At 64.1% G+C, this 2,495-nt stretch carries 3 protein-coding genes and 1 pseudogene; 2 read left to right on the top strand and 2 right to left on the bottom strand.

Going from position 1 to position 2,495, the window contains the following annotated elements; translation table 11 throughout:
• Positions 1-700, top strand: a pseudogene (locus tag WBF82_RS23270) (serine/threonine protein kinase); the annotation flags it as partial.
• A gap of 20 nt (positions 701-720) precedes the next feature.
• Here the strand turns inward: WBF82_RS23270 and WBF82_RS23265 are convergent.
• Entirely contained in the window at positions 721-1,899 is a 1,179-nt protein-coding gene (locus WBF82_RS23265) for a cytochrome P450 (RefSeq protein WP_424385287.1), read from the bottom strand.
• A 120-nt stretch (positions 1,900-2,019) separates the two neighbouring features.
• Between WBF82_RS23265 and WBF82_RS23260 the strand changes: the two genes are divergently transcribed.
• Positions 2,020-2,214 carry a ferredoxin gene (locus tag WBF82_RS23260; RefSeq protein ID WP_424385286.1) on the top strand — a complete coding sequence of 65 codons (195 nt, stop codon included), beginning with the start codon at positions 2,020-2,022 and terminating at the stop codon, positions 2,212-2,214.
• 31 nt (positions 2,215-2,245) lie between these two features.
• Here WBF82_RS23260 and WBF82_RS23255 read toward each other — a convergent pair.
• Positions 2,246-2,495, bottom strand: a 250-nt coding sequence (locus tag WBF82_RS23255) for a hypothetical protein (RefSeq protein WP_424385285.1), incomplete at its 5' end; no start/stop codon positions are given.

Here is a 2,495-nt window from a genome sequence, read left to right as displayed (position 1 = left end):
GCCTTGGATTGTTGGGTTGGGCACCGCGGCGGCTGCGCTGTGCGTCGGGTTGCTCGGCGTCGGCATCGTGATCGGCCGAAGCAACGACGCCGGGCCCAAACACGCCTCCGCCCCGCTGACGGCGATCCGAAGCTCCGCCCGGGCCGCTGCCCCCACGACGACCAGCAGCCGTAACTTTCCCGGTCAGGGAGAAGCGCTCGACGGGTCCTACCGCGTCGACGTCAATCGCGAACAGCAGACCTACGACAGCACCCCCGACCCGCAACCGCCAAATGTCAGCACCTGGTGGGCTTTTCGTACTTCGTGCACACCTACCGCCTGTGTTGCGACCGGGACCATGCTGGACGACAACGACCATCAAAATCTGAGCCCAGCAGGTGGCGATAAGCCGCTGGTGCTGGATTTCCGTGACGGGGCCTGGCAGTCGCGACCGGATAAGGTGCAGTTCGCCTGCCTGGGGCCCAATGGTGCGCCGGCCAAACAGACCACCACGCAGTCGATCCGGCTGGAGCAATCGCACGGCGCGCTGCGCGGCACGATGACCGTCACCGTCAACAGCAACGAATGCGGCCAACAGGGCGCGACGATCGAGATCCCGGCGGTAGCCGCGCACGTCGGCGAGGTACCGCCGAGAGTAGCGGTGCCTAGCCCGCCGCCGATCGCGCCGCCTGAGTCGGCGACGCCGACGCCGACCCGCTGACGCCCGTTGGCGTGCGCCGGTCAGTCGAAAATCAGCGGCAAACTCTCCAGCGCGAAAGTCTTACTGGGAAAACGGATTCCGGGCTCATAGCCGGGGGCCAGGTGGAACTCCGGGATTTGCTTGAGCCACTCGGAGACGATCACGGTCAGCTCCATGCGGCCCAAGTGAGAACCCAGGCAGCGGTGCGGTCCGCCGCCGAATCCCCAGTGCCGGTGCACCTTACCGTCCATGACCAGCTCGTCGGTCGAGGTTGAGTCGCTGCCGTCGCGGTTGATCGCGGCCATGCACAGATGAACAGAAGAGCCCTTGGGCAACATCATCCCACCGACGACCGCGGTCTCGGTAAGTACTCGCGGCGCCACCGGTGCCGACGGCTCAAGGCGGACGATCTCTTCGATGAAAACCCGGATCTGCTTGGGATTGTCGCAAAGCATGCTCCGCAGGTCCGGTCTGCGCGCCAGCTCCAGCAGCGAAAAGCCGATCGACGCGGTCACGGTGTCCAGCCCCGCCAGGATCAGCAGGTGGCTCATGCCGAGCAGCTCCAAGTCCGTGAGATCGCCGTCGCTGGCCATCACCGCGGACAACATGTCCGAGCCCGGGTTTTGCCGACGCTGCTTGATCATGTCCGTGAGGTACTCAAACAGCTCGCGTGCCGGCGACGCGATGTCGGTCGTGCTGACATAGGGTTTGTCGGCGATGACGGCGTCTTTCCAAGCGATCAGCTTGTCGCGGTCCTCCAACGGCAGACCGTAGAGGTCCAGGAACACCTGGAAGGGATAGAGGTTCGCCAGATCTTTCATCACCTCGCACTCACCCCGGTCGACGAGGGCGCCGATCATCTCGGCGGCGTGCCGCTCAAGTACCGGGCGCGACTGGCTCAATCCGTGCGGGCTGAAGAAGGGCTGCAGGATTTTGCGGTACCGGGTGTGTTCGGGCGGGTCGAATGCCAGGGGAACTACCGGTATCGGACTGCCCGGGGGCTGAAGCGCCAGTCGTGACGAGAAGACCTTGGGGTTGCGCAACGCGGTTAGCACGTCCTCGCGGCGGGTCAGGTAGTAATAGCCGTTCATGAACACCACCGGTCCGGCATCTCGCAGAACCTTCCACCCGACGCCACGGTCGGCGCTCATCGGCAAAGCGGTGTATTCAAAGCGCGGCAGGTGAAAGTCCCCGTAGAGGCTTTCCTTAGGGGTGCTCATACACGCGCTCTTCCCGTCGTCCGTTGTCGTGATTTATCTCCGCTTGCGCGGCCGCGCGACTTTCCACATGGTAAGTGTCTTCTAGAATCGGCAGGTGTCCGGTCGAGGGAGGACAGCTCGATGAAGGTTCGTCTCGAACAATCGAAATGCGTTGGGCATGCGCAGTGTTATGCGGTAGACCCAAAACTTTTTCCCATCGACGAGTCCGGCTATTCCACCCTCGAAGAGCACGAGGTGCGGCCGAAGGACGCGCAGGCGACTCGCGACGGTGTCGCAGCGTGCCCGGAGATGGCGCTGATCCTGGAAGAGGATTGATTGCCTTGCGGCACCGGCTAATTGACGGCGACTATCTTTCGGTGTCTGGTAGCTGCGGGAACCGTCCGCGCAACGCCTGGAGCAGACGCTGGACTTCGTCCATGCGCGCGCGGATCTGAATCACGTCCCATGGCGCGGAGCAGTTATTCTCGACGCGTCGATCCGCGGCCCGCGGTATGCGGTGCGCGAGGTCGTGTAACTCGGCGGACTCGGCCAGGAGAAGCCTTTCGAAGACCCGGGCCTGAGCGACCTCGGCAGGCGTCACCGGGCGCGGCATTACG

Source organism: Mycobacterium sp., assembly GCF_049673265.1.
In the GTDB taxonomy this organism is placed as follows: domain Bacteria; phylum Actinomycetota; class Actinomycetes; order Mycobacteriales; family Mycobacteriaceae; genus Mycobacterium.
This window is presented reverse-complemented; position numbering and strand designations above follow the sequence as displayed.

Excerpts from the sequence above, each read along its gene's own strand:
- WBF82_RS23260 (WP_424385286.1), top strand. The coding sequence starts at position 2,020 with ATGAAGGTTCGTCTCGAACAATCGAAATGCGTTGGGCATGCGCAGTGT.
- WBF82_RS23265 (WP_424385287.1), bottom strand. The coding sequence starts at position 1,899 with ATGAGCACCCCTAAGGAAAGCCTCTACGGGGACTTTCACCTGCCGCGC.